General features: G+C 60.7%; 15 protein-coding genes and 1 pseudogene. 7 read left to right on the forward strand and 9 right to left on the reverse strand.

From position 1 onward, the window contains the following. Positions 1 to 103: 103 nt before the first annotated feature. From ACX3YF_RS30505 to ACX3YF_RS30520, 4 genes and pseudogenes are all read right to left on the reverse strand, one after another. Complete coding sequence (locus ACX3YF_RS30505) at positions 104 to 985, reverse strand: methyl-accepting chemotaxis protein (RefSeq protein ID WP_458946347.1); 882 nt, start codon at positions 983 to 985, stop codon at positions 104 to 106. Then, a pseudogene (locus ACX3YF_RS30510) lies at positions 962 to 2,068 on the reverse strand (HAMP domain-containing protein); the annotation flags it as partial. The gene ACX3YF_RS30505 and the pseudogene ACX3YF_RS30510, both read right to left, overlap by 24 nt. Positions 2,069 to 2,225: 157 nt before the next feature. Continuing rightward, complete coding sequence (locus tag ACX3YF_RS30515; protein WP_130211659.1) at positions 2,226 to 3,431, reverse strand: ISL3 family transposase; 1,206 nt, start codon at positions 3,429 to 3,431, stop codon at positions 2,226 to 2,228. A gap of 43 nt (positions 3,432 to 3,474) precedes the next feature. Then, on the reverse strand, positions 3,475 to 4,878 hold the full coding sequence (locus ACX3YF_RS30520; protein WP_458974795.1) for an aminotransferase-like domain-containing protein: 1,404 nt from the start codon (positions 4,876 to 4,878) through the stop codon (positions 3,475 to 3,477). A 59-nt stretch (positions 4,879 to 4,937) separates the two neighbouring features. Between ACX3YF_RS30520 and ACX3YF_RS30525 the strand changes: the two genes are divergently transcribed. After that, positions 4,938 to 5,081: a hypothetical protein gene (locus tag ACX3YF_RS30525; protein ID WP_196586923.1), complete on the forward strand. Its 144-nt coding sequence runs from the start codon at positions 4,938 to 4,940 to the stop codon at positions 5,079 to 5,081. Positions 5,082 to 5,147: 66 nt separating this feature from the next. Here ACX3YF_RS30525 and ACX3YF_RS30530 read toward each other — a convergent pair whose 3' ends face one another. Continuing rightward, positions 5,148 to 5,909 (reverse strand): SDR family oxidoreductase, encoded by a 762-nt coding sequence (locus ACX3YF_RS30530; RefSeq protein ID WP_130206716.1) that lies wholly within the window; start codon positions 5,907 to 5,909, stop codon positions 5,148 to 5,150. A 238-nt stretch (positions 5,910 to 6,147) separates the two neighbouring features. Here ACX3YF_RS30530 and ACX3YF_RS30535 point away from each other — a divergent pair, with 238 nt between their 5' ends. Further along, positions 6,148 to 7,152 carry an NADP-dependent oxidoreductase gene (locus ACX3YF_RS30535; protein ID WP_448646053.1) on the forward strand — a complete coding sequence of 335 codons (1,005 nt, stop codon included), beginning with the start codon at positions 6,148 to 6,150 and terminating at the stop codon, positions 7,150 to 7,152. Positions 7,153 to 7,221: 69 nt separating this feature from the next. Here the strand turns inward: ACX3YF_RS30535 and pyrF are convergent, their stop codons facing one another. After that, entirely contained in the window at positions 7,222 to 7,920 is a 699-nt protein-coding gene (pyrF, locus tag ACX3YF_RS30540) for an orotidine-5'-phosphate decarboxylase (protein ID WP_189340383.1), read from the reverse strand. Between the two features lie 293 nt (positions 7,921 to 8,213). On the opposite strand from pyrF, the gene ACX3YF_RS30545 reads away from it, so the two are divergent. From ACX3YF_RS30545 to xopAW, 3 genes are all read left to right on the forward strand, one after another. Continuing rightward, positions 8,214 to 8,972, forward strand: a complete 759-nt coding sequence (locus tag ACX3YF_RS30545; protein WP_130206714.1) for a response regulator — start codon at positions 8,214 to 8,216, stop codon at positions 8,970 to 8,972. Then, entirely contained in the window at positions 8,972 to 9,997 is a 1,026-nt protein-coding gene (locus ACX3YF_RS30550) for a sensor histidine kinase (protein WP_448646052.1), read from the forward strand. Before ACX3YF_RS30545 ends, ACX3YF_RS30550 begins: the two co-directional genes overlap by 1 nt. Positions 9,998 to 10,170: 173 nt before the next feature. Beyond that, the gene (gene xopAW, locus ACX3YF_RS30555; RefSeq protein WP_130211474.1) at positions 10,171 to 11,025 is read left to right on the forward strand and encodes an EF-hand domain-containing protein; all 855 of its coding nucleotides are present in this window, start codon (positions 10,171 to 10,173) and stop codon (positions 11,023 to 11,025) included. 146 nt (positions 11,026 to 11,171) lie between these two features. Here the strand turns inward: xopAW and ACX3YF_RS30560 are convergent, their stop codons facing one another. From ACX3YF_RS30560 to aceK, 3 genes are all read right to left on the reverse strand, one after another. Further along, the gene (locus tag ACX3YF_RS30560; protein WP_047526900.1) at positions 11,172 to 12,293 is read right to left on the reverse strand and encodes a beta-ketoacyl-ACP synthase III; all 1,122 of its coding nucleotides are present in this window, start codon (positions 12,291 to 12,293) and stop codon (positions 11,172 to 11,174) included. Positions 12,294 to 12,629: 336 nt separating this feature from the next. Then, complete coding sequence (gene hrpA / locus ACX3YF_RS30565; RefSeq protein WP_458974796.1) at positions 12,630 to 16,541, reverse strand: ATP-dependent RNA helicase HrpA; 3,912 nt, start codon at positions 16,539 to 16,541, stop codon at positions 12,630 to 12,632. 123 nt (positions 16,542 to 16,664) lie between these two features. Beyond that, positions 16,665 to 18,383 carry a bifunctional isocitrate dehydrogenase kinase/phosphatase gene (gene aceK, locus ACX3YF_RS30570; protein ID WP_130211472.1) on the reverse strand — a complete coding sequence of 573 codons (1,719 nt, stop codon included), beginning with the start codon at positions 18,381 to 18,383 and terminating at the stop codon, positions 16,665 to 16,667. 416 nt (positions 18,384 to 18,799) lie between these two features. Between aceK and ACX3YF_RS30575 the strand changes: the two genes are divergently transcribed. Both ACX3YF_RS30575 and ACX3YF_RS30580 read left to right on the forward strand, forming a co-directional pair. Beyond that, positions 18,800 to 20,425 carry a methyl-accepting chemotaxis protein gene (locus tag ACX3YF_RS30575; RefSeq protein WP_458974797.1) on the forward strand — a complete coding sequence of 542 codons (1,626 nt, stop codon included), beginning with the start codon at positions 18,800 to 18,802 and terminating at the stop codon, positions 20,423 to 20,425. Positions 20,426 to 20,495: 70 nt separating this feature from the next. Next, complete coding sequence (locus ACX3YF_RS30580) at positions 20,496 to 21,404, forward strand: DMT family transporter (RefSeq protein ID WP_130211470.1); 909 nt, start codon at positions 20,496 to 20,498, stop codon at positions 21,402 to 21,404. Positions 21,405 to 21,479 lie beyond the last annotated feature (75 nt).

The raw sequence follows: 21,479 nt of genomic DNA on the forward strand, positions 1-21,479 counted from the left end.
AGCGCCTACAGGGGAACACGTACAACCGCCAAACAGCGCAGGGCGTAACTGTTACCTCGGCATTGGCCATGTACGCCCGAACCGGTTGGCTGCCAGCCCAGCATCAAAGCCTGAAATGCCCCACCATCCCCTTCAGCTCAACCCCCAACTGCGCCAGCTCGATACTGGACGCCGCATTCCCCTGCATCGCCAATGAAGACTGATCCGCACTGGCACGAATACTCGTGACACTGCGGTTGATCTCCTCGGCCACGGAACTCTGCTCCTCGGCAGCGGCGGCGATCTGCTGGTTCATCTGCTGAATCAAGGACACCGCCGAGGCAATGCTGCCGAGCGCACTCTCGGTCTGCAACGCATCGCTCACCGCCAGCTTCACCAGCTCGCCACTGCTCTGAATCTGCTGAACCGATGCCTGTGCTGCCGTGCGCAAAGCGCTGACCAGCCGTTCTATCTCTTCGGTCGATTGTTGGGTGCGCTTGGCCAGAGCCCGCACTTCATCGGCCACCACCGCAAATCCCCTGCCCTGTTCCCCGGCCCGCGCCGCCTCGATGGCGGCGTTGAGCGCCAGCAGGTTGGTCTGCTCGGCCACACTCTTGATGACACTGAGCACAGTGCCGATGTTCTGGATTTCCGCACTCAGGCTTTCGATGCTGGAACTGGCCGAGGTGGCCGAGTCCGCCAATTGTTCGATCCGCGCCATGCTCTGGCGCACCACCTGCTGCCCACTTTCAACCTTGCCGTCCGCCGTTTGCGCGGCTTGGGCAGCCTCTTCCGCGTTGCGTGCGACGTCGTGCACGGTAGCGGTCATCTGATTCATGGCCGTGGCGACCTGCTCGGTTTCTTCCTTCTGGCTGCTGACTTCGAGGTTGGTCTGCTCAGTCACGGCAGACAGCGATTGCGCTGACGTTGCCAGTTGCTCGATCCCGGCCTGCAAGCCGCTGACGATATGGCTCAGCCCCTCCCCCATCTGCTGCATGGCCTGCATCAATTGACCGATCTCGTCGCGGCGAGTCACCTCGACCGTGGCGCTCAAATCCCCCGAGGCGATCTGCTGTGCCACATGAATCACACTGCGCAGCGGGCCCACGATCAAGCGGGTAATCACCCAGGCCGCCATCAGCCCGACCAGCAACGCCAGAGCCGAGGAACCGATGATCAGCAGCGAGTTCTTTTTCAGTTCGGTCTGCATGGACCGATCTTCGGCCGCATAGGCCTGGTCCACTCGCGCCACCACTTGGTCAGCCCGTTGATGCAACTGCTGGTAGACGGTCTTTTCCTGCTCCAGCAACCCGGTGTACTCAGCGAGCTTGTCACTGAAGCTGGCGATGTGACCGGTCACTTCATTGAGCACGGTTCGGTAGCCCTCATCCTTGACCGTGGTTTTAAGCTGCTCGGCCTGGTTCAGTGCCTGACTGGCCTGTTCGATCTTGCCCTGCCCCGCGCTGTCGTCACCCTTGCGGCTCTGGTCCAGACGCACGCGGGCTTCATTCATGGCTTGCAGCATCAAGCGCGACACCTGGCTGACCTGATTGGCTTGTTCGATGAACTGCGCGCCGTCCTTGCCTTCGGAGTCCTTCAAGGTATAGGCGCCGTCATCGGCGAGACCGGACTGCAACACGTCGAGATTGTTGGCCACGCTGGACACCGACCAACTGGCCATTTCCAGCGCCAGGTCCTTGGCCTGGCTGAGCGAAACGAACTCGTCGAAAGCCTTGCGGTAAGCCCCCAGGGACTGCTCGACGTCCGTCATGACCGGCACATTGGCCGCCGACTGCGCCTTGAGCTGGGTAGCCAGGGCGATCAGCCCATCGACCCCTTCGTGCAAGGCATCGGCGGTTTTCGGATTACCGTGCAAGGCGTATTCCTGCTCCAGCAATCGCACCTTCAGCAAACCGCTGTTGAGCGACGACATCTGCTTGAGCCCGTCGAAACGATGGCTGATGGTTTGCAGGGACCAGACGCCGATACCCGCAACCAGGGCGGTCAACAACAGCACCAGCACAAACCCGATACCCAGTTTCTTCGCCATCCCGAGGTTGGCAAAACGTCCTTGCACGGCCGAAATCATTGCACTTAGTCCCCTGCCAGAATCAATAGACGCAGATTCGCAACGGGCCTGTAGCAACACAAGTCTCTGGCGTCGGAATAATGGCAAAAAGCTACGCCCACGTCGTTTTCAGAACGCTTGAGGTCGATCCGGAGCGGTGGACTGAAAAAAAGGTTCTTCACGGATTACCGGGAAAGACGCTCTTGATCTTCATGAAAAAGAATTCGCTATCCCGGTAACCGTACGCCATCCGCTTAATGACCTTTATTCGATTGTTGATGCCTTCCAATTGGCCCGTATGCATCGGCCAGCGAACACGACTGACGATGCCTCGCCAGTAACCCTTCAGTCGTTTGGCAAACTGGATCAGAGGTGGTATTTGGCTTTCATGAGCGTGGCGCAACCATTGCTGCCAGGCTGATCGCCAGCCCCAAGCGGTGCTCGGTGCCCAAAGCGTTTTGAGTTCAGCCTTCATCAAATAGACCGTCATCAACGCTTGGTTGGCCGCCAGCAGATCCTCCAAACGGACCTGTTGCTCCGGCGTTTTCAGGTTCTGCGGGTTGCGCAGCAACAGCCATCGCGCTTGCTTGATGACCTTTCGGGCAGGCTTGTCATGACGTAGCCGATTAGCTTCATCGACGCGGACTCGATCAATCACCTCTCGGCCATATTTGGCCACCACATGAAAGAGGTCGTAGACCACGCGCGCTTTTGGGCAGTGCTGACGAACCTCCAGGTCAAAGGCGGTGTTCATGTCCATCGCCACCGCTTCGATGCGAGCGCAACCCTCTGGCCCCAGCTCTTCGAAGAATGGCCTGATCGCCGCGCGGCTGCGACCTTCGCCAATCCAAAGCACTCGCCGGGTATCGGCGTCCAGCACGACGCTGGCGTAACGATGACCTTTGAACAGAGCGAATTCATCCATCACCAAGCGCCGTGGCTGCGCCTTTGGCAAAACACTCAACGCCACTTGCAAGGCTCGACGCTCTAGCAACCGAACGCTGTCCCAATGCAGACCGAACAGTTGAGCCACGTGTTTTGTGGGGAGACGCTCGCAGGCTTGAATGACCGCCTCGGCCAGGCGGCGCGTCATGCGGGCATAGCGATCCAGCCAACTGACCGCTTCCATGCGTTTACCACAGTCGCGACACCCAACACGCCGAAGCAAAACGCTGAGGCGCACTGCTCGGCCAAGAATGGGCAGATCGCGGATGACTCGTTGGCAATACTCATGCGTGGTCGAGCACGGTTTTTGGCAGCCGCTACAAGAGGGGAATTGGGTGGCGTGGGGTGTCAGGTCGATCTGTAGCGCATCGCCATCGGGCTTGATGGTGACGACAGAAAAGCCCTCCCAAAAGGGAAGGAAAGTATTAATATCGCGCATAAGAACGCCGGTTTGTTAGATGTGTTTGCTCGCACGAACATCATCAATCAAATCGGCGTTCTTGTTTCTGTGTTTCCCGGGATTCCGTGAAGAACCAAAAAAAAGCCCTGGCTTGCGGATCACAGGCAAAGGCCACATTGATGCGTTGCCAGTCATTGGCCGCACCGCTGGGGCTGAAGGCCGTCTTCGATGACAGCAAGACACCAAAGCGCTGCGCCTGGGTCCGCACATGAGCGTAGTCGGACATCCGTGACCGCGCCCAGATGAACAGGCCACCGACGGGCTTGCCGAACACCTCCCAGTCAGCGTCTTCGAGCAACTGTAACGCCGCCAGCCTGTCACCGTTCAAGCGCTGGCGCTGGCGTTGCACCAACTTACGGTATGCGCCGTTGGCCAACAGACAGGCCAGCACCGATTCACCAAACAGCGACGCTCCCATGCTGCTGATCATCTTGACCTGCGCCAGTCGCGCAATCGCCTCGGCACCCGCCACCACAAAGCCGACCCGCAGAGAACTGCTGAGGGTCTTGGAGTAACTGCCAACGTAGATCACACCGTCATCCAGCGCAGCCAGCCGCACACCGGGGCCGCAGTGCAGGTCTGCATAGACATCATCCTCGATGACCAGCACGCCATGCTTGTTCGCCAACTGCAGCACTTGCAGCGCCACTTTTGGCGCCAGGCTGCTGCCCGTCGGGTTTTGGTAGAAACTATTGATGAACACGCCACGCGGCTGATGCTTCAGCAACAGCGTCTCCAGCGCCGTGACGTCCGGCCCACAGGGTGTTCGCGGTATTTCGAGCAAGTTCACCCCGTGCAGCCTGAGCAGATCGAACAGCAAGGGATAACCGGGACTTTCCACCACGGCACAATCGCCCGGCTTGAAGAAGGTTCGCACGATCAGGTCCAAGCCCTGACTGGCACCCGTGGTGGTCAGGATTCGACTGTCGTCCACCTTGATATCCAGTTTGTTCAGGCGCTTGAGGATCTGTTGGCGCAGGAAGGGCAAGCCCAGCGGCGTGCTGTAGTTGAACAACCCGGCCATGTCGGTACGGCTGACCTCGCGGATTGCGTAACTCAGGTCGTCCGTCTCGCGCCAGCTTTCGGGCAGTCCACCGCAACCCAGTTTCAACTCGCACAATAATGAGCCTTGATTGATTTGTGTCCCTTCGAACCACGATGTGTCCTGTTGCCCCTGACCGGCCGACTGCGCTGCGGCGACGAAAAAAACGTTGCCATGACCCGATGCCAGTACACCTTGCGCCACCAGACGTTCGCAGGCCTCCATGACACTTGATTGACTGAGCAGATTGATTCGCGCGATTTGCCGCACCGAAGGCAAACGCACGCCCGGCGGTACCCCGTTACAACGAAGCCAGCAGGTCAGCGCATCGACAATTTGCTGCACAACCGGCACCAAAGCCTGTCGATCGATTCTCAACTCCATGAGCAAGCAAACTCCTGTTCGTTTTGCAGGAGCAGTTAATCACAGGAGCGCGCGATGGAATGTGCGACAACGCCGCCAAAATCTTTGGTTCTAACGATTTGAAACACATCGCCAGGCCTTTGACGGAACCTGAGGCCAATGAAAAACCGGTGGGCAAACTCGCTCGCAATCAGGGAGCGCCGGGCAACACAAATGTCGACTGACACTTCCTGATCGTGAGCAGGTTCGCTTCCACCGGTTCGCAGTTGTGTGTTGAAAAGAATCCGGCCTTAAAAAGCCGTGACGCCGCCGTCCACGGCCAACGAGTGCCCGGTGGTGAACGCCGCGCCGTCGCTGCACAGGTACAACACCGCACTGGCGATTTCCTCGACCTTGCCGATGCGACCGACCGGGTGCATGGCATTGGCGAACTCGCCTTTCTTTGGATCGGCCTCATAAGCGCGGCGGAACATGTCGGTGTCGATCACCGCCGGGCATACCGCGTTGACCCGGATCTTTTTCTTGGCGTACTCGATGGCCGCCGATTTGGTCAGGCCGATCACCGCGTGTTTCGATGCCGCGTAGATGCTCATCTTCGGCGCCGCCCCGAGGCCCGCCACCGAGGCAGTGTTGACGATCGCACCGCCACCCTGGGCCAGCAGCAACGGCAACTGGTATTTCATGCACAGCCAGACGCCTTTGACATTAACGCCCATGATCGCGTCGAATTCCTCGACCGTGCCCTCGGCCAGTTTGCCCTTCTCGATCTCGATACCGGCATTGTTGAAGGCATAGTCGAGACGGCCGTAAGTTTTGATCACCTCATCCATCAGGTTTTTCACATCGCTTTCCACGGTGACGTTGCAGCGCACGAACGTCGCGTCGCCGCCCGCCGTACGAATCAGCGCCACCGTGCCCTCGCCCCCCGCCGTGTCCATATCGGCCACCACCACCCTCAAGCCTTCGGCGGCGAATGCCTGGGCGGTCGCGCGGCCGATACCATTGGCCGCGCCTGTGACGACGGCGACCTTGCCGGAAAAGGTCATGCTCATTGTTATGTCCTCGAAGAGAGAGATGTGCGGGAGATCGTGTTTGCCCAGTCTAGCCATAGCGGTCCCGGGCACGGCAGCACTATCAAGAGGCCGGTTGCCAGCCCATGAGTTGCAGTGATGGAACTGCCGTACCAACTATCACTGCACTGGATCGGCCTGCATTCGCCGCATGAGCCCAACTTGCGACAATGGTCATGAGGGGCTATCAACAAGGCTTCATTCATCTTGAGTGCCTGTCATGACTACCCAGACCAATCGCCAGTTCCTGCTCGCCAAACGCCCGGTAGGCGCGGCAACCCGCGAGACGTTCACCTATCAGGAAGTGCCGGTCGGCGAGCCCGCTGCGGGTCAGATCCTGGTCAAAAACGAATACCTGTCCCTCGACCCGGCCATGCGCGGCTGGATGAACGAAGGCAAGTCCTACATCCCGCCGGTGGGCCTGGGTGAAGTCATGCGCGCCTTGGGCGTAGGCAAGGTGGTCGCCTCGAACAATCCCGGATTCGCGGTCGGGGACTACGTCAACGGTGCGCTGGGCGTGCAGGATTACTTCCTCGGCGAACCGCGCGGTTTCTACAAGGTCGATCCGAAACTGGCACCGCTGCCGCGTTACCTGTCCGCCCTGGGCATGACCGGCATGACCGCTTACTTCGCCCTGCTTGACGTCGGCGCCCCGAAGGCCGGTGACACCGTGGTGTTGTCAGGCGCGGCCGGCGCGGTGGGCAGCATTGCCGGGCAAATCGCCAAGATCAAAGGTTGCCGGGTGGTCGGCATCGCGGGCGGCGCGGACAAGTGCCAGTTCCTCATCGATGAACTGGGATTCGACGGCGCCATCGACTACAAGAATGAAGACGTCATCGCCGGGCTCAAACGCGAATGCCCGAAAGGCGTCGACGTGTATTTCGATAACGTCGGTGGCGACATTCTCGATGCAGTGCTGAGCCGCTTGAACCTGAAGGCACGGGTGGTGATCTGCGGCGCCATCAGCCAGTACAACAACAAGGAAGCGGTCAAAGGCCCGGCGAACTACCTGTCGCTGCTGGTCAATCGCGCGCGCATGGAAGGCTTTGTGGTGATGGACTACGCCGCACAGTTCGCCGCCGCCGGACAGGAAATGGCCGGATGGATGGCCAAGGGGCAGCTCAAGAGCAAGGAAGACATCGTCGAAGGACTGGAAACTTTCCCGGAGACGCTGATGAAGTTGTTCAGCGGGGAGAATTTCGGGAAGTTGGTGCTGAAGGTTTAATCCAACGCTTGAAATGGCCTCAAAACAACGGTGGGAGCGAGCCTGCTCGCTCCCACCGGTTTGCAATGTTTAGGCGAGTTCGGCCACAACCGAAGCCAACGCCTTCGCCGGATCAGCCGCCTGGCTGATCGGACGGCCGATCACCAGGTAGTCGGAACCGGCATCCAGTGCCTGGCGCGGGGTCAGGATGCGGCGCTGATCGTCCTGGGAACTGCCCGCCGGGCGAATGCCCGGTGTCACCAGCTTCAACGACGGATGTGCCGACTTCAGGGCCCGGGCTTCCAGCGCCGAGCACACCAGACCGTCCATCCCGGCTTTTTCCGCCAGCGCGGCCAGGCGCAGGACCTGTTCCTGCGGCTCGATATCCAGGCCGATACCCGCCAGATCCTCACGCTCCATGCTGGTCAGCACGGTCACGCCGATCAACAGCGGTTGCGGGCCACTGCGCTTGTCCAGCACTTCACGGCAGGCCGCCATCATGCGCAGGCCACCGGAGCAATGCACGTTGACCATCCACACGCCCATCTCCGCAGCGGCCTTGACGGCCATGGCGGTGGTGTTGGGAATATCGTGGAATTTGAGGTCCAGGAACACGTCGAAACCCTTGTCGCGCAGGGTGCCGACGATTTCCGATGCGCAGCTGGTGAACAGCTCTTTACCGACTTTGACCCGGCACAGTTTCGGGTCCAACTGATCGGCCAGCTTCAGTGCGGCGTCACGGGTAGGGAAATCCAGGGCGACGATGATAGGAGTCTGGCAGGCGGACATGAGTGGGCTCTCAGGCAAGTCGAAATCGGCGCGCATTGTAGCGGAAGCAGCGCCACTGCGGGACCCGATGATCGGTAAATCATCGAGAACGCTCACGCAATCCTAGCCGTTGGCCCAATTGTGTCGAGCCCGGTACATACACGACACGTCCACAACACCCTTGCCCGCTACCCTCGGGAGCCGCAACACGTCCTTACAGCACTTCCCGCCTCCGGGCCGGACGCCTATGCTGGAGCCACAACCTCGCCGCCTATCTTTGTGGTTGGCAGCCTACCTGGCAGATAATCGCACGCATGCACAGCACCCAAGCCCCCTTGAACGACGATCAAAAAGCGCCCGGCGACGACAAACGCTGGAACATTCGCGCCCTGATCGTCGACGATGACGTCCCGATCCGCGAACTGATGATCGACTACCTGGCCCGGTTCAACATCCACGCCAGCGGCGTCACCGATGGCGCCGCCATGCGCCTGGCGATGCAAGCGGAACATTTTGATGTGGTGGTGCTCGACCTGATGCTGCCCGGCGAGGACGGTCTGTCGCTGTGCCGCTGGCTACGCGCCGAGTCGGACATCCCGATTCTGATGCTCACCGCCCGCTGCGAACCCACCGACCGGATCATCGGCCTGGAACTGGGTGCCGACGACTACATGGCCAAACCGTTCGAACCCCGGGAACTGGTGGCGCGCATCCAGACCATCCTGCGCCGGGTGCGTGACGACCGCACCGAACAACGGGCCAATATCCGTTTCGACAACTGGCGCTTGAACAGCGTGCTGCGCCAATTGATCGCGGCCGATGGCTTGGTCGTTCCGCTGTCCAACGCCGAGTTCCGCCTGTTGTGGGTGTTCATCGAACGCCCGCGCCGGGTCCTGAGCCGTGAACAACTGCTGGACGCCGCTCGCGGCCGTTCGATCGAAGCCTTCGATCGCAGCATTGACCTGCTGGTGTCGCGACTGCGGCAAAAACTGGGCGACGATCCCAAAGCGCCGCAACTGATCAAGACCGTGCGCGGCGAGGGTTATCTGTTCGACGCCAGAGACATCGGCTGATGCGCGGGCGCTTCGATACGCTGTTCGGCCGCCTGTTCGGCGTGCTGTTGGTGGCGATCATCCTGGCGCACCTGCTCGCGTTTGCCTGGTTTCACTACTACAGTCCGCCGCCGCCCCCGCCGCCACCTCCGGCCTTTTCCGAAGATTTCGGCGGACAACGTCCGCCACCGCGGCCGTGGTTCGGCGGGCCTTTGGTGCCACTGACCTTTCAGTTGATCTCGCTGATCATTGCCGCCTGGTATGGCGCCAAATTGTTGAGCCGCCCCATCCAGCGCCTGAGTGACGCGGCCGAACGCTTGAGCGAGAACCTCGACAGCCCGCCACTGGAAGAGTCCGGCCCCCTGGAGGCGCGCCAGGCGGCACAGACCTTCAACAAGATGCAGCGGCGCATCATTGAGCAAATGAAACAGCGCTCGCGCATGCTCGGCGCGGTATCCCACGACCTGCGCACCCCGCTGTCACGGCTCAAGCTACGACTGGAACAGATCGACGACGACAAGCTGCAAGGCCAGATGCGTCAGGATCTGGACGACATGATCAGCATGCTCGACGCCACCCTCACCTACCTGCATGAACAACGCACCAGCGAAGCACCACAATGGATGGACGTGCAGGCGCTGGTTGAATCCCTGAGCGAAAACGCCCAGGACCAGGGCGCCGATGTCCAGGCCAGCGGTCATTGCGCGCCGCTGCTGGTGCAGCCGATGGCCTTGCGCTCATGCATCAACAACCTGATGGACAACGCCCTGCGTTACGCCGGGCAAGCGCTGATCAGCCTCGAGGACCACCGCGAACAGTTGATCATCCGGGTCATCGACCATGGGCCGGGAATCGCGGCGGAGCAACGCGAGGCGGTGTTCGAACCGTTCTTTCGCCTGGAGGGTTCGCGCAATCGCAATTCCGGCGGCGTGGGCCTGGGCATGACCATCGCCCGCGAGGCCGCGCAACGACTGGGAGGGCAGTTAAGCCTGGAAGAGACCCCGGGCGGCGGCCTGACCGCGGTCATTCGCCTGCCGCGTACTTGAATATTCGAGCTGCTTCCACTGGGTTCAGTGATCCACCTTCAGGGTTTGGTGTTGGCCTGATCCTTGTGCATGTGTACTGATCGCTACAAACCCCACATACCCACGACAACTTGCCCCTTGAGTCTGCATAAACCGGTACACCCACCGGGTTTCCATTCCAGGGAGTGAGTCCAATGATTGGTAGCGTCAGCAATTACACGAGCTATACCGGTACCAGCAGTACCACCACCAGCAACGCCCGTTCACAACAGTTCCAGAAAGAACTGCTCGCCAAACTCGACACCAACACTGATGGCTCGGTGAATCAGGATGAGCTCAAGAGTGCGCTGTCGCAGAAAAGCGATGACGGCCTGCTGGTCAGCCTGAGCAAGAATTTTTCCAATCTGGACAGCGACAACAGTGGCAGCCTGAGCAGCGAAGAGATGGCCGCCATGGCCCCTCCGCCGCCGCCGGATAAGTCGACGGATCAGGCGCAGAACACAGAACTGGCCGATGCCGTGGTCAGTGCCCTGGATGCCGACGGCGACGGCGCCATCAGCAGCGACGAACTGAGCAACGGCCTGACCAGCGCAGGCAGCAGCGCCGACAGCAGCCAGGTGTTCTCGGCCCTGGACAAGAATCAGGACGGCACCGTCAGCAAGGACGAATTGGCTGCCAGCCTGACGACACAGCCGCCACAACCGCCACAGCAACCGTCCAGTGATGAACTGTTCAGCAGCCTCGACGCCGACAGCGATGGCAACGTCAGCGCCAGCGAACTGACCAGTGCACTGCAGGCCGGTAATTCATCGACCAGCAGCGACACCAGCGCCACCTTGCTCAAGGCGTTGGACAGCGACAGCAGCGGCGGCGTCAGCAGCGATGAGCTCAAGTCCGCCCTGCAAGCCGGCCGCGAGCAAACCAGCGACAGCACCACGGCTCAATCGACCACCAGCGAGGCGCTGAACAAAATGATTGCCAACCTGAGCAAGCAGTATTCGCTCGACAAGGTGGCGAGCGTAGGCAAATACCTGAACGTCGCGACCTGAAGCTGTAGGAGCATAAAAGAACAGGTAGAAACAAATGTGGGAGCGAGCCTGCTCGCGAAAGCGCTGTGTCAGGCAGCATTGACGCCAACTGACACGACCTCTTCGCGAGCAGGCCCGCTCCCACAGGGGATGCGGAACAGCCGGATTCAGCGCTTGCGCAGAATCACGCTACCGATCGAGTAACCGGCGCCGAACGAGCTGAGCACGGCCAATGAACCGGCGGGCAGATCGTCCTGGTTCTTGTGGAATGCAATCACGGAACCTGCGGAGCTGGTGTTGGCGTACGTGTCGAGAATCACCGGCGCTTCCTGTTCGGTCGCATCACGACCGAGCAATTTCTTGACGATCAAGTGGTTCATGCTCAGGTTGGCCTGGTGCAGCCAGAAGCGTTTCACATCGCTGACGTTCAACTTGTTCTCTTCCAGGTGAGCCGCAACCAGCTCGGCCACCATCGGGCAAACGTCGCGGAATACCTTGCGGCCTTCCTGGACGAACAGTTTGTCCCTGGCACCGATGCCCTCTTCCGCAGCGCGGTTGAGGAAGCCGAAGTTGTTGCGGATGTTGTTGGAGAACTTGGTCAGCAGCTTGGTGCTGACAATGTCGAACTGGTAGGGAGACGTGGCCAGGTCGGCACGTTCGATGATCACGGCGGTCGCGGCATCGCCGAAGATGAAGTGACTGTCGCGGTCGCGGAAATTGAGGTGACCGGTGCAGACTTCCGGGTTGACCATCAGGATCGCCCGGGCCTGGCCCACCTGAATGCTGTTGGCGGCGGTCTGGATGCCGAAGGTCGCGGAAGAACACGCCACGTTCATGTCGAAACCGAAGCCCTGGATGCCCAGCGCTTCCTGAACTTCGATGGCAATCGCCGGGTAAGCGCGCTGCAGGTTGGAGCAGGCGACGATCACGCCGTCGATGTCCGCCGCTGTTTTACCGGCGCGTTGCAACGCTTGTTCAGCGGCGCCAATGGCCATCTGGCACAGCACCGACCATTCGTCGTTCGAGCGTTCCGGCAGGCGTGGTGCCATGCGCTGCGGATCGAGGATGCCCTCCTTGTCCATGACAAAGCGGCTCTTGATGCCTGAGGCTTTTTCGATAAACGCGGCACTGGACTCGGTCAATGCTTCGACTTCACCACGCGCGATGGCGTCGGCGTTGTCGGCGTTGAATTGCGCCACATAGGTATTGAAAGACTGCACCAGCTCTTCGTTGGAGATGCTGTTGGCCGGTGTGTACAGGCCGGTGCCGCTGATGACGACGTTATGCATGGTCGTGTCTCTATCTGTTCAGGCAGAAAGTATTGGCACCGTCGTACCAACACACAAAGGGATTGTTCCAGTCACAGGAAGCAAACCTGGCATCGCTTTATTCCGTACCGCCTGAACCTGAAGGCTCAAAACAGCGGGGCCGGCGTTTATAGGCGCGAAGTTTGCCATAAACCTTGGGTTTTGGCGCCATTGGCGAGAGTAAAGGTGCCCCCCTGTAGGAGCGAGCCTGCTCGCGATGGACGCATGAACGCCGCGGGGTGTCAGGCATCCAGCGTTAGCTTGAAGACCATCGTCGGAACGCCGCCCGGAGCGAGCTCGCTCCTACAGGGGACCGTGTCAGGGCTCGACCTGGCTCCATTGCTTGCTCAAGCGTTTATCGGAAATCGGTACCTTGGTTCCCAATTGCTGGGCGAACAGCGAAACCCGGTATTCCTCCAGCCACCAGCGATACAGCTCCAGCTGCGGATCGCGCTTGCCCTCCTGGGCGTGCTTGCTGGCGCGGGTCTGGTATTGCGTCCACAGGCCGGACAATTCGCCGCTCCAGACCCGGTCCCGCTGCACCTGAGCGCCGATTTTCTCGAAACGCTGCTCGACCGCTTTCAGATAACGCGGCAACTCCTTGAGCCATTGCATCGGCGTTTCCCGGACAAACCCCGGATACACCAGATGGCTGAGCTGCTGCTTGATGTCGTTGAGGGCCACGGCTTGCGCCAGGTCGATCTTGCCCTTGAAACGCTTTTGCAGGCCATGCCAGAGCTTGAGGATTTCCAGGGTCAGCTTCGCCAGACGCTCGGCGTGCTCGGTCCAGGCCCCACGCTTGCGCTCGGCCAGCGATGCCAGCGCGGCACCGTCACGGGGCAACGGGTCTTCGCCTTCGAGGATGCAGCTGTCGAGACTGGCCAGCAGAATGTCTTCCACCAGGCTGTCGACACGCCCCATGTCGCGGTACATCAACCCCAGTTCGGTCAGCCCCGGCAACTTGCCGCGCAGGAACTTCGCCGGTTCGGCCAGTTGCTGCATCAGTAGCCGCTGCAAGGCCCGACGATGCTGGAACTCGGCTTCGGCCGGCGTCGAGAAACGCCCTTCCTTGACCGTGCCCGCCTCTTCCACCAACGCCGGATACACCGTCATCGACAGCCCGGCGATCTTCTGTTGGGTTTTCTCGGCGACGGCGGCAAACACCTTCGGCTCGACCGGTTGTTGGCTTTTCGCGGTTTGCGGTACCGCCAACGCGGCCTGGCTGGCCTCGGCGAATCGCGCGGTGAGTTCGGCCAGATCACGGCCTTCGCCGAGGAACTTGCCCTGGGCGTCGACGATTTCCAGGTTCATGCGCAAATGGCTTTCGACCTGCTGCGCCGCCTCGGCCCAGGCCTCATCACTGACCCGGGCACCGGTCATGCGCAGCAGCTCGCGGCCCAACGCCTGGGGCAACGAGCCCTCGGCGAAGGTCATGCGCTGCAAGGCCGCCTTGATGAAATCCGGTACCGGCACGAAATTCTTGCGCAACGCCTTGGGCAGGTTACGCACCAGGGCAATGCATTTGGCTTCGATCACACCCGGCACCAGCCACTCCAGGCGCTCCGGTGGCAGCATCGGCAACAGCGGCGCCGGCACACGCAGGGTCACGCCGTCGCGCGGATGGTTCGGCTCGAAGTGATAACTGAGCGCCAGTTCCAGATCACCGATGTGCAGGGTGTCCGGGTAGTGCTGGGCGGTGACTTCACTGGCTTCGCGGGCCAGCACGTCCTCTTCGCGCATGATCAGCAGCTGCGGGTTTTTCTGGCTGTTGATGCGGTACCAGCTGTCGAAGGTCGCGGTCTGATGGATCTCCGCCGGCAGTCGCGCGTCATAGAACGCGAACAGGGTTTCTTCATCGGCGAGAATATCGCGACGGCGGGCCTTGGCTTCCAGTTCGTCAAGTTGTTCCAGCAACTGCTTGTTCGCCGTCAGGCACTTGGCCTTGGACTGAATCTCGCCGCGCACCAGCGCTTCACGGATAAACAGTTCACGGGACACCACCGGGTCGACCGGGCCGTAATGCACCGGCCGGCGACCGACCACGATCAGCCCGAACAGGGTGATCTGTTCGAACGCCACGACCTGGCCGCGCTTTTTCTCCCAATGGGGTTCGAAGTGGTTTTTCTTGATCAGGTGCCCGGCCAGCGGCTCGATCCAGTCGGCATCGATCTTGGCCACCATGCGCGCGTAGAGCTTGGTGGTTTCCACCAGTTCTGCGGCCATCAGCCATTGCGGGCGCTTCTTGCCGATACCCGACGACGGATGAATCCAGAAACGCCGCTGACGGGCGCCCAGGTAGTCGCCGTCTTCGGTTTTCTGGCCGATCTGGCTGAGCAGGCCCACCAGCACGGCTTTGTGCAGTTTCGGATAGTCCGCCGGCTCTTTGTTGAGGCTCAGCTGCATGTCGCGGCAGATCAGACTCAACTGGCGATGGGAATCCCGCCACTCGCGCAGACGCAGGTAATTCAGGAAATTCTTGCGACACCAGTTACGCAGCGGGCTGGCGGTCAGTGCCTGGCGCTGCTCTTCGAAACCACGCCACAGATTGACCAGCCCGGCGAAGTCCGAGTCGGCGTCTTTCCATTGCGCGTGGGCCTGATCCGCCGCTTGCTGACGCTCCGGTGGACGTTCGCGCGGGTCCTGGATCGACATGGCGCTGGCGACGATCAGCACTTCCTGCAAACTGCCGAGCTTGGCCGCTTCGAGCAACATGCGGCCCATGCGCGGGTCCACCGGCAGCCGCGCCAGTTGCCGGCCAAGCGGGGTCAGCTGGCTGTTGCGGTCCACCGCCGAGAGTTCTTGCAGCAGGTTGTAACCGTCGCTGATGGCCTTGCCATCGGGCGGCTCGATAAACGGAAACGCGGTGACCTCGCCGAGGCGCAGGTGCAGCATCTGCAAAATGACCGCCGCGAGGTTGGTCCGCAGGATTTCCGGATCGGTGAACTCCGGGCGCCCGAGAAAATCTTCTTCGCTGTACAGGCGCACGCAAATGCCCGGCTCGACCCGTCCGCAACGGCCCTTGCGCTGGTTGGCGCTGGCCTGGGAAATGGCTTCGATGGGCAGGCGCTGGACCTTGGCGCGATAGCTGTAGCGGCTGATGCGCGCGGTGCCGCTGTCGATCACGTAGCGAATGCCCGGCACCGTCAGCGAGGTTTCCGCGACGTTGGTCGCCAGGACCACGCGACGGCCAGGGTGCGACTGGAAAATCCGCTGCTGCTCGGCCGGTGACAGGCGCGCGTACAGCGGCAGAATCTCGGTGTGCTTGAGCTGGGCCTTGCGCAGCATGTCGGCGGCGTCGCGAATTTCGCGCTCGCCGGGCAAAAACACCAGCACGTCGCCAGGACTGCGGCGTTCACTGCGTTCGTAGGCGGCGATTTCATCGAGGGTGGCGAGGATCGCCTGATCGACGGTCAAATCGTCCTCGACACGGTTGCCCTCTTCGTCCTGCTCCAGGGTCAGCGGGCGATACCAGGTGTCCACCGGGAAGGTGCGACCGGACACTTCGACAATCGGCGCATCGTCGAAGTGCCTGGAAAAGCGCTCCAGGTCGATGGTCGCCGAAGTGATGATGACTTTCAGGTCCGGGCGACGCGGCAGCAGGGTTTTCAGGTAGCCGAGCAGGAAGTCGATGTTGAGACTGCGTTCGTGGGCTTCGTCGACGATGATCGTGTCGTAGCGTTCCAGATAACGGTCGTTCTGAGTTTCCGCCAGCAGGATGCCGTCGGTCATCAGTTTGATCAGGGTATTGGCATCGCTCTGATCCTCGAACCGCACCTGGTAGCCGACCAGCGCCCCCAGCGGCGTGCCCAATTCCTCGGCGACGCGGCTGGCCACACTGCGCGCAGCGATTCGGCGCGGCTGGGTGTGACCGATCAAGCCATGCTGGCCACGACCGATTTCCAGGCAGATCTTCGGCAACTGGGTGGTTTTGCCCGAGCCGGTTTCGCCAGCAATGATCAGCACCTGATGCTTGAGCAACGCCTCTTTGATTTCGTCACGCTTGGCGGCGATCGGCAGGCTGTCGTCGTAACGAATCACCGGCAGGCTGGCCTTGCGCGCCAGCACCTGATCACAGGACGCCTGCATGCGGGTCACCCACTGGGCCAGCCTGGCCTCGTCGGGTTTCTTGCGCAGCTCAAGCAACTGCCGCCGCAACCGGTGGCGGTCGGCGAGCATGGCGTGATCGAGGTTTTTCAGCAATTTGTCGATGGAGGGCGATTCGTCGGTCATCAGGTACGCAATTCAGTCGTCTAGTGGCGCAGGTCAGGGATTGTCGCAGATTTAAAGGTTGAACGAGATCCCTTGTAGGAGCCGGCTTGCCGGCGCCTACAGAAGTTCGTGTCTGAGGGAGGGCTATTCGTTATCCAGGCCTTTGCGCCGGTATGGGAAAACGTCAATGACCTTGCCCGCCCGAATGGCCTCTTGCAGGCTTTTCCAGTAATCGGCGTTGTACAGCTCACCATGCAGTTGATTGAACAACTTGCGCTGCCCCGAATCGGCAAACAAAAACGGCGGGAACTCCTCCGGGAACACGTCCAGCGGCCCGATCGAATACCACGGCTCGGAAGCCATTTCATCCTCAGGGGTACGCGGTGCCGGGATATGGCGGAAGTTGGCCTCGGTGAGGAAACAGATCTCGTCGTAGTCGTAAAACACCACGCGACCGTGACGGGTGACACCGAAGTTTTTCAGCAGCATGTCGCCGGGAAAGATGTTGGCCGCCGCCAGTTGCTTGATCGCCAGGCCGTAGTCTTCCAGGGCCTCGCGCACCTGGGCCTCGTTGGCGTTTTCCAGGTAGAGGTTCAGCGGGGTCATGCGCCGTTCGGTCCAGCAGTGGCGGATCAGCACCGTGTCACCCTCCACCGACACCGTGGACGGCGCGACCTCCAGCAGTTCTTCCAGGCACGCCGGCTCGAACTTGCTCAGGGGGAAACGGAAGTCGGCGAACTCCTGGGTATCGGCCATGCGCCCGACGCGGTCGACGCTTTTCACCAGCCGGTACTTCTCGATCACCGTGGCGCGATCGACGTTTTTCGACGGCGAAAACCGGTCCTTGATGATCTTGAACACCGTGTTGAAGCCCGGCAGGGTGAACACGCTCATGACCATGCCGCGCACGCCGGGGGCCATGATGAACTGGTCGTCGGTGTTGGCCAAGTGGTTGATCAGCGCCCGATAGAACTCGGACTTGCCGTGCTTGTAGAAACCGATCGAGGTGTACAGCTCGGCAATGTGCTTGCCCGGCAGGATGCGCTTGAGGAAGCCGATGAACTCCGCCGGCACCGGTACATCGACCATGAAATACGAACGGGTGAACGAGAAGATGATCGACACGTCCGCCTCGTCGGTGATCAGCGCATCGATCTGGATACCATGGCCCTCGCGATGCAGCAGCGGAATCGCCAGTGGCCATTGTTCATCGGCGGTGTAGATGCGTCCCACCAGGTACGCGCCTTTGTTGCGGTACAGCACCGAGGAAAACAGTTCGACGCTCAGCTCCGGGTCCTTGCATACCCAGTCCGGCAGGTTCTCGCGCAATTGCGCCTCAAGGCGGCGCAGGTCGCCAGGCAAATCGGCGTATTCCTCGCTGAAGCGATAGTCGGCAAAGATGCTTGCCAGCATGCCCGACAACTGGCCATGGGGTTTATAGGTACGGGTTTGCGCGGCGCGGGCCCGGCGCAGGCTCGGCCGGGTGGTGTGGATGAACATGCAGCCGTCGCTGATCAGGTCATGGCTGAACAGCCCGCAGAAAATCGAGTTGTACCAGGTCTCGGACAGTTCATCGTCGAACCGCAGGTCGATCAGGCTGATGTAGGCGCTTTTCACCAGCGGCCAGGAGCTCACGTCCAGCGTGTCGGTATCAAACGCCGTGCGCAGGCGCTCGACGGTTTCGCTGACCTTGTCTTCGTACAGATTGATCCGCGCCGCCGAGGCCGACTGCGTCTCCTGCCACTGTGCCTGCTCGAAACGGGCCCGGGCGCCATCGGTGATCTGGCGAAAATGCTCGCGGTAATCGTCAAAGCCATCGAGGATCATTCGGGCGATGTCGGCGGCTGGCCATTGCTGCGGCATGGTGAGACCTCTGCGGGAATTCGGGAAGCCAGAGCTTAGCCACTGAAGCGGGTACAGGAGAAGCGTAATTTCCGCCGACACCTGAACAATTCGTTGGGTCAGCGATGTTTTTTTCGTTTTTTTTAACTCGACCGTTTAGTCAGAAAACCATCGCCGCCAGCCTCTATTGAACAATGAATCAATTCACCCGAAACCCGCGTACCACGCGGCGTTTGGATCCAATCAAGCCATCAGCACATTCAGGCTCACCTCTGTCCTGTGGGGCCTTCATATCTCCGCTCGTCCTGAAACGGTACGAAGGTCGGTCTTACCAAAATAATGGCACTTTGATATACACGCCGCCTTCACCCGCCTAAAAACAAGATCTTCGGTCAACGAGGACGACCTCTCTACTAATACGCCAAAGGAATAATTTCATGCCGTTAAGGAATCTTCGCATCGGTTTGCGTGCAAGTTTGAGTTTCGCCGTTCTGGCCAGCCTTCTGGTGCTGGTCGGATTATTCGGCATCGGTCAGATGGGGACCCTTCGTGAAAGCGCGAGGGTTATTGAAGAAGTGTGGATGCCGAGCAGCGAGAGCATCCACGACACCGCGGCCAACATTGCGACCATCCGCCTGGAATCGTTGCGGATGAGGACCAGCAGCCGCCGCGAGGTCCAGGAAACGAGCAAGGGCATCATCAGCGCTCAACGCCAGGAGTTGCTCCAGCGCCTCAACAATTATGCAGCCCTGCTGTCAAGCGATCAGGAACGAGGCATGCTCGACAGTCTGAAGGCGGCCGTCGCCAAGTACCTGTCACTCGTCGACCAGATTATTGTCCACATCGACGCCGGCCATGACAGCCGGACTTACGATCACCTCAACGTTGAAATGAGCGTGCTGGGCAGCCTTTTGGATAAAACCCTGGAGTCGATGATCAGTCTCAATCAGCAGGGAGCCGATGCCGCCGCCGATACCGCCACATCGTTGTACCAGCGCGCGCAATGGATCGTCAGCTCGATCATCGTCATCGCATTGATTGCCACCCTGCTGCTGGCCTGGGCACTGACCCGCAGCATCACCACGCCAATCAATCAGGCATTGAACGTCGCGCGCCGAATTGCCTCGGGCGACCTCAGCGGCAAGATTGTCAGCGACGGCAAGGACGAAGCTGCGCAGTTGCTCGATGCCCTGGCCGACATGCAGGGCAACCTGCGCTCGACCATCCACGGCATCAGCGAATCGGCCCAGCAACTGGCTTCCGCGGCCGAGGAAATGAGTTCGGTGATGGAGCAAAGTACCCGCAGCCTGCAACAACAGAATGACCAGATCGAAATGGCTGCCACCGCCGTCACCGAGATGAGCACGGCGGTGGATGAAGTCGCCGCCAATGCCGTGTCCAGCGCTGAAGCCTCGCAGGCGTCGAACGAGGACAGCAAGCACGGGCACGTTCAGGTCAGCGAAACCATCACCTCGATTCAGGGCCTTGTCAGCGAAGTGATCAGCGCATCGGAACAGGCCCAGGGCCTGGCCGATCAGGCGCAGGACATCAGCAAGGTCCTGGAAGTGATCCGCGGTATCGCCGGGCAGACCAACCTGCTGGCGCTCAATGCCGCCATCGAAGCGGCGCGGGCCGGTGAAGCCGGACGCGGGTTCGCCGTGGTGGCCGATGAGGTGCGTTCACTGGCGCAACGCACGCAGAATTCCACCGAAGAAATCGAGCTGATGATCACCAACATCCAGCAAGGCACCGGGACCACGGTCAGTGCCTTGCAAAGCAGCGCCGAGCATGCGAACCAGACCTTGCGTCGAGCCAACAGCGCCGGCAATGCGCTGGAGAAAATCACCGCGTCGATTTCGCAGATCAACGAGCGCAACCTGGTGATTGCCAGCGCGGCCGAACAGCAAGCGCTGGTGGCCCGGGAAGTCGATCATAACCTGGTGAACATCCGCGATCTTTCGACCCAGACTGCCGCTGGCGCCACCCAGACCTCGGCCGCCAGTCATGAATTGTCGCGACTGGCCGTCGACCTTAACGGCCTGGTGACACGCTTTGTAATTTGATGCCGGTTTTCCGGTTGCCACAGGCAAGGCGCTCGGCAACACTCTCGTCCCGATCAAGAAGGAGTGAGCCGTGAGCCCTGCCGATATCGTTCGTTTACTGTCGCTGGCGGCCATCTGGGGTGCGAGTTTTCTGTTCATGCGCATCATTGCCCCGGTGATTGGCAGCCTTCCGACCGCTTTTTTCCGCGTATCGATAGCCGCTGCCGGACTACTGGTGATTCTCGGCCTGATGCGCATCAGCTGGGACTTCAAAGGCAAGCTCAAGACCGTGATGCTGCTCGGCGTGATCAACTCCGGGATTCCGGCGACGCTCTATTCGGTGGCCGCACAGGTGCTACCGGCCGGCTATTCGTCGATTTTCAATGCCACCACACCGTTGATGGGCGTGTTGATCGGCGGCCTGTTCTTCAGTGAAAAACTCACCGCTGCCAAGCTCGGCGGGGTTTTTCTCGGACTGTTCGGCGTCGGCGTGCTGACCCGCGCTGGCCCGGTGGCATTCGACCTGCAATTGCTGATGGGCGCCCTCGCCTGCCTGCTCGCCACCACTTGCTACGGCTTTGCGGGGTTTCTGGCCCGCCGCTGGCTCGATCAGGCTGGTGGTCTCGACAGCCGTTTGTCGGCACTGGGCAGCATGCTCGGCGCAACGTTGTTCCTGCTGCCCCTGTTCGGCTACAGCGTGATCAGCCAGCCACCGGCGAGCTGGGGCGGGTGGAATGTCTGGCTGTCCTTGCTGGGGTTGGGACTGGGCTGCACGGCGTTTGCCTACATCGTTTACTTCCGCCTCCTGAGCTCGATTGGCCCGGTGAAATCGATGACCACGACCTTCCTGATCCCGCTGTTCGGCGTGTTGTGGGGTGCACTGTTTCTCGACGAGCCACTGTCGATGGCGCACATCTATGGCGGGGTGTTGATTGCGGCGGCGTTGTGGTTGGTGTTGAAGCCGGCGGTGGTAAAGGTGGCCCAGGTGACCGCCCGATAAATCGCTGGCGTTTTCAAGGACGTCTTCGCTGGCGAGCCAGTGGATTGCCCGCCAGTGACGGGATGGGCTGTTTTT

This window comes from Pseudomonas fluorescens group sp. PF-69, assembly GCF_054481235.1.

Excerpts from the sequence above, each read along its gene's own strand:
- xopAW (WP_130211474.1), top strand. The coding sequence starts at position 10,171 with ATGATTGGTAGCGTCAGCAATTACACGAGCTATACCGGTACCAGCAGT.
- ACX3YF_RS30520 (WP_458974795.1), bottom strand. The coding sequence starts at position 4,878 with ATGGAGTTGAGAATCGATCGACAGGCTTTGGTGCCGGTTGTGCAGCAA.
- ACX3YF_RS30550 (WP_448646052.1), top strand. The coding sequence starts at position 8,972 with ATGCGCGGGCGCTTCGATACGCTGTTCGGCCGCCTGTTCGGCGTGCTG.
- ACX3YF_RS30530 (WP_130206716.1), bottom strand. The coding sequence starts at position 5,909 with ATGAGCATGACCTTTTCCGGCAAGGTCGCCGTCGTCACAGGCGCGGCC.
- aceK (WP_130211472.1), bottom strand. The coding sequence starts at position 18,383 with ATGCCGCAGCAATGGCCAGCCGCCGACATCGCCCGAATGATCCTCGAT.
- ACX3YF_RS30545 (WP_130206714.1), top strand. The coding sequence starts at position 8,214 with ATGCACAGCACCCAAGCCCCCTTGAACGACGATCAAAAAGCGCCCGGC.
- ACX3YF_RS30525 (WP_196586923.1), top strand. The coding sequence starts at position 4,938 with ATGTGCGACAACGCCGCCAAAATCTTTGGTTCTAACGATTTGAAACAC.
- hrpA (WP_458974796.1), bottom strand. The coding sequence starts at position 16,541 with ATGACCGACGAATCGCCCTCCATCGACAAATTGCTGAAAAACCTCGAT.
- ACX3YF_RS30560 (WP_047526900.1), bottom strand. The coding sequence starts at position 12,293 with ATGCATAACGTCGTCATCAGCGGCACCGGCCTGTACACACCGGCCAAC.
- ACX3YF_RS30505 (WP_458946347.1), bottom strand. The coding sequence starts at position 985 with ATGCAGGCCATGCAGCAGATGGGGGAGGGGCTGAGCCATATCGTCAGC.
- ACX3YF_RS30515 (WP_130211659.1), bottom strand. The coding sequence starts at position 3,431 with ATGCGCGATATTAATACTTTCCTTCCCTTTTGGGAGGGCTTTTCTGTC.
- pyrF (WP_189340383.1), bottom strand. The coding sequence starts at position 7,920 with ATGTCCGCCTGCCAGACTCCTATCATCGTCGCCCTGGATTTCCCTACC.
- ACX3YF_RS30575 (WP_458974797.1), top strand. The coding sequence starts at position 18,800 with ATGCCGTTAAGGAATCTTCGCATCGGTTTGCGTGCAAGTTTGAGTTTC.
- ACX3YF_RS30535 (WP_448646053.1), top strand. The coding sequence starts at position 6,148 with ATGACTACCCAGACCAATCGCCAGTTCCTGCTCGCCAAACGCCCGGTA.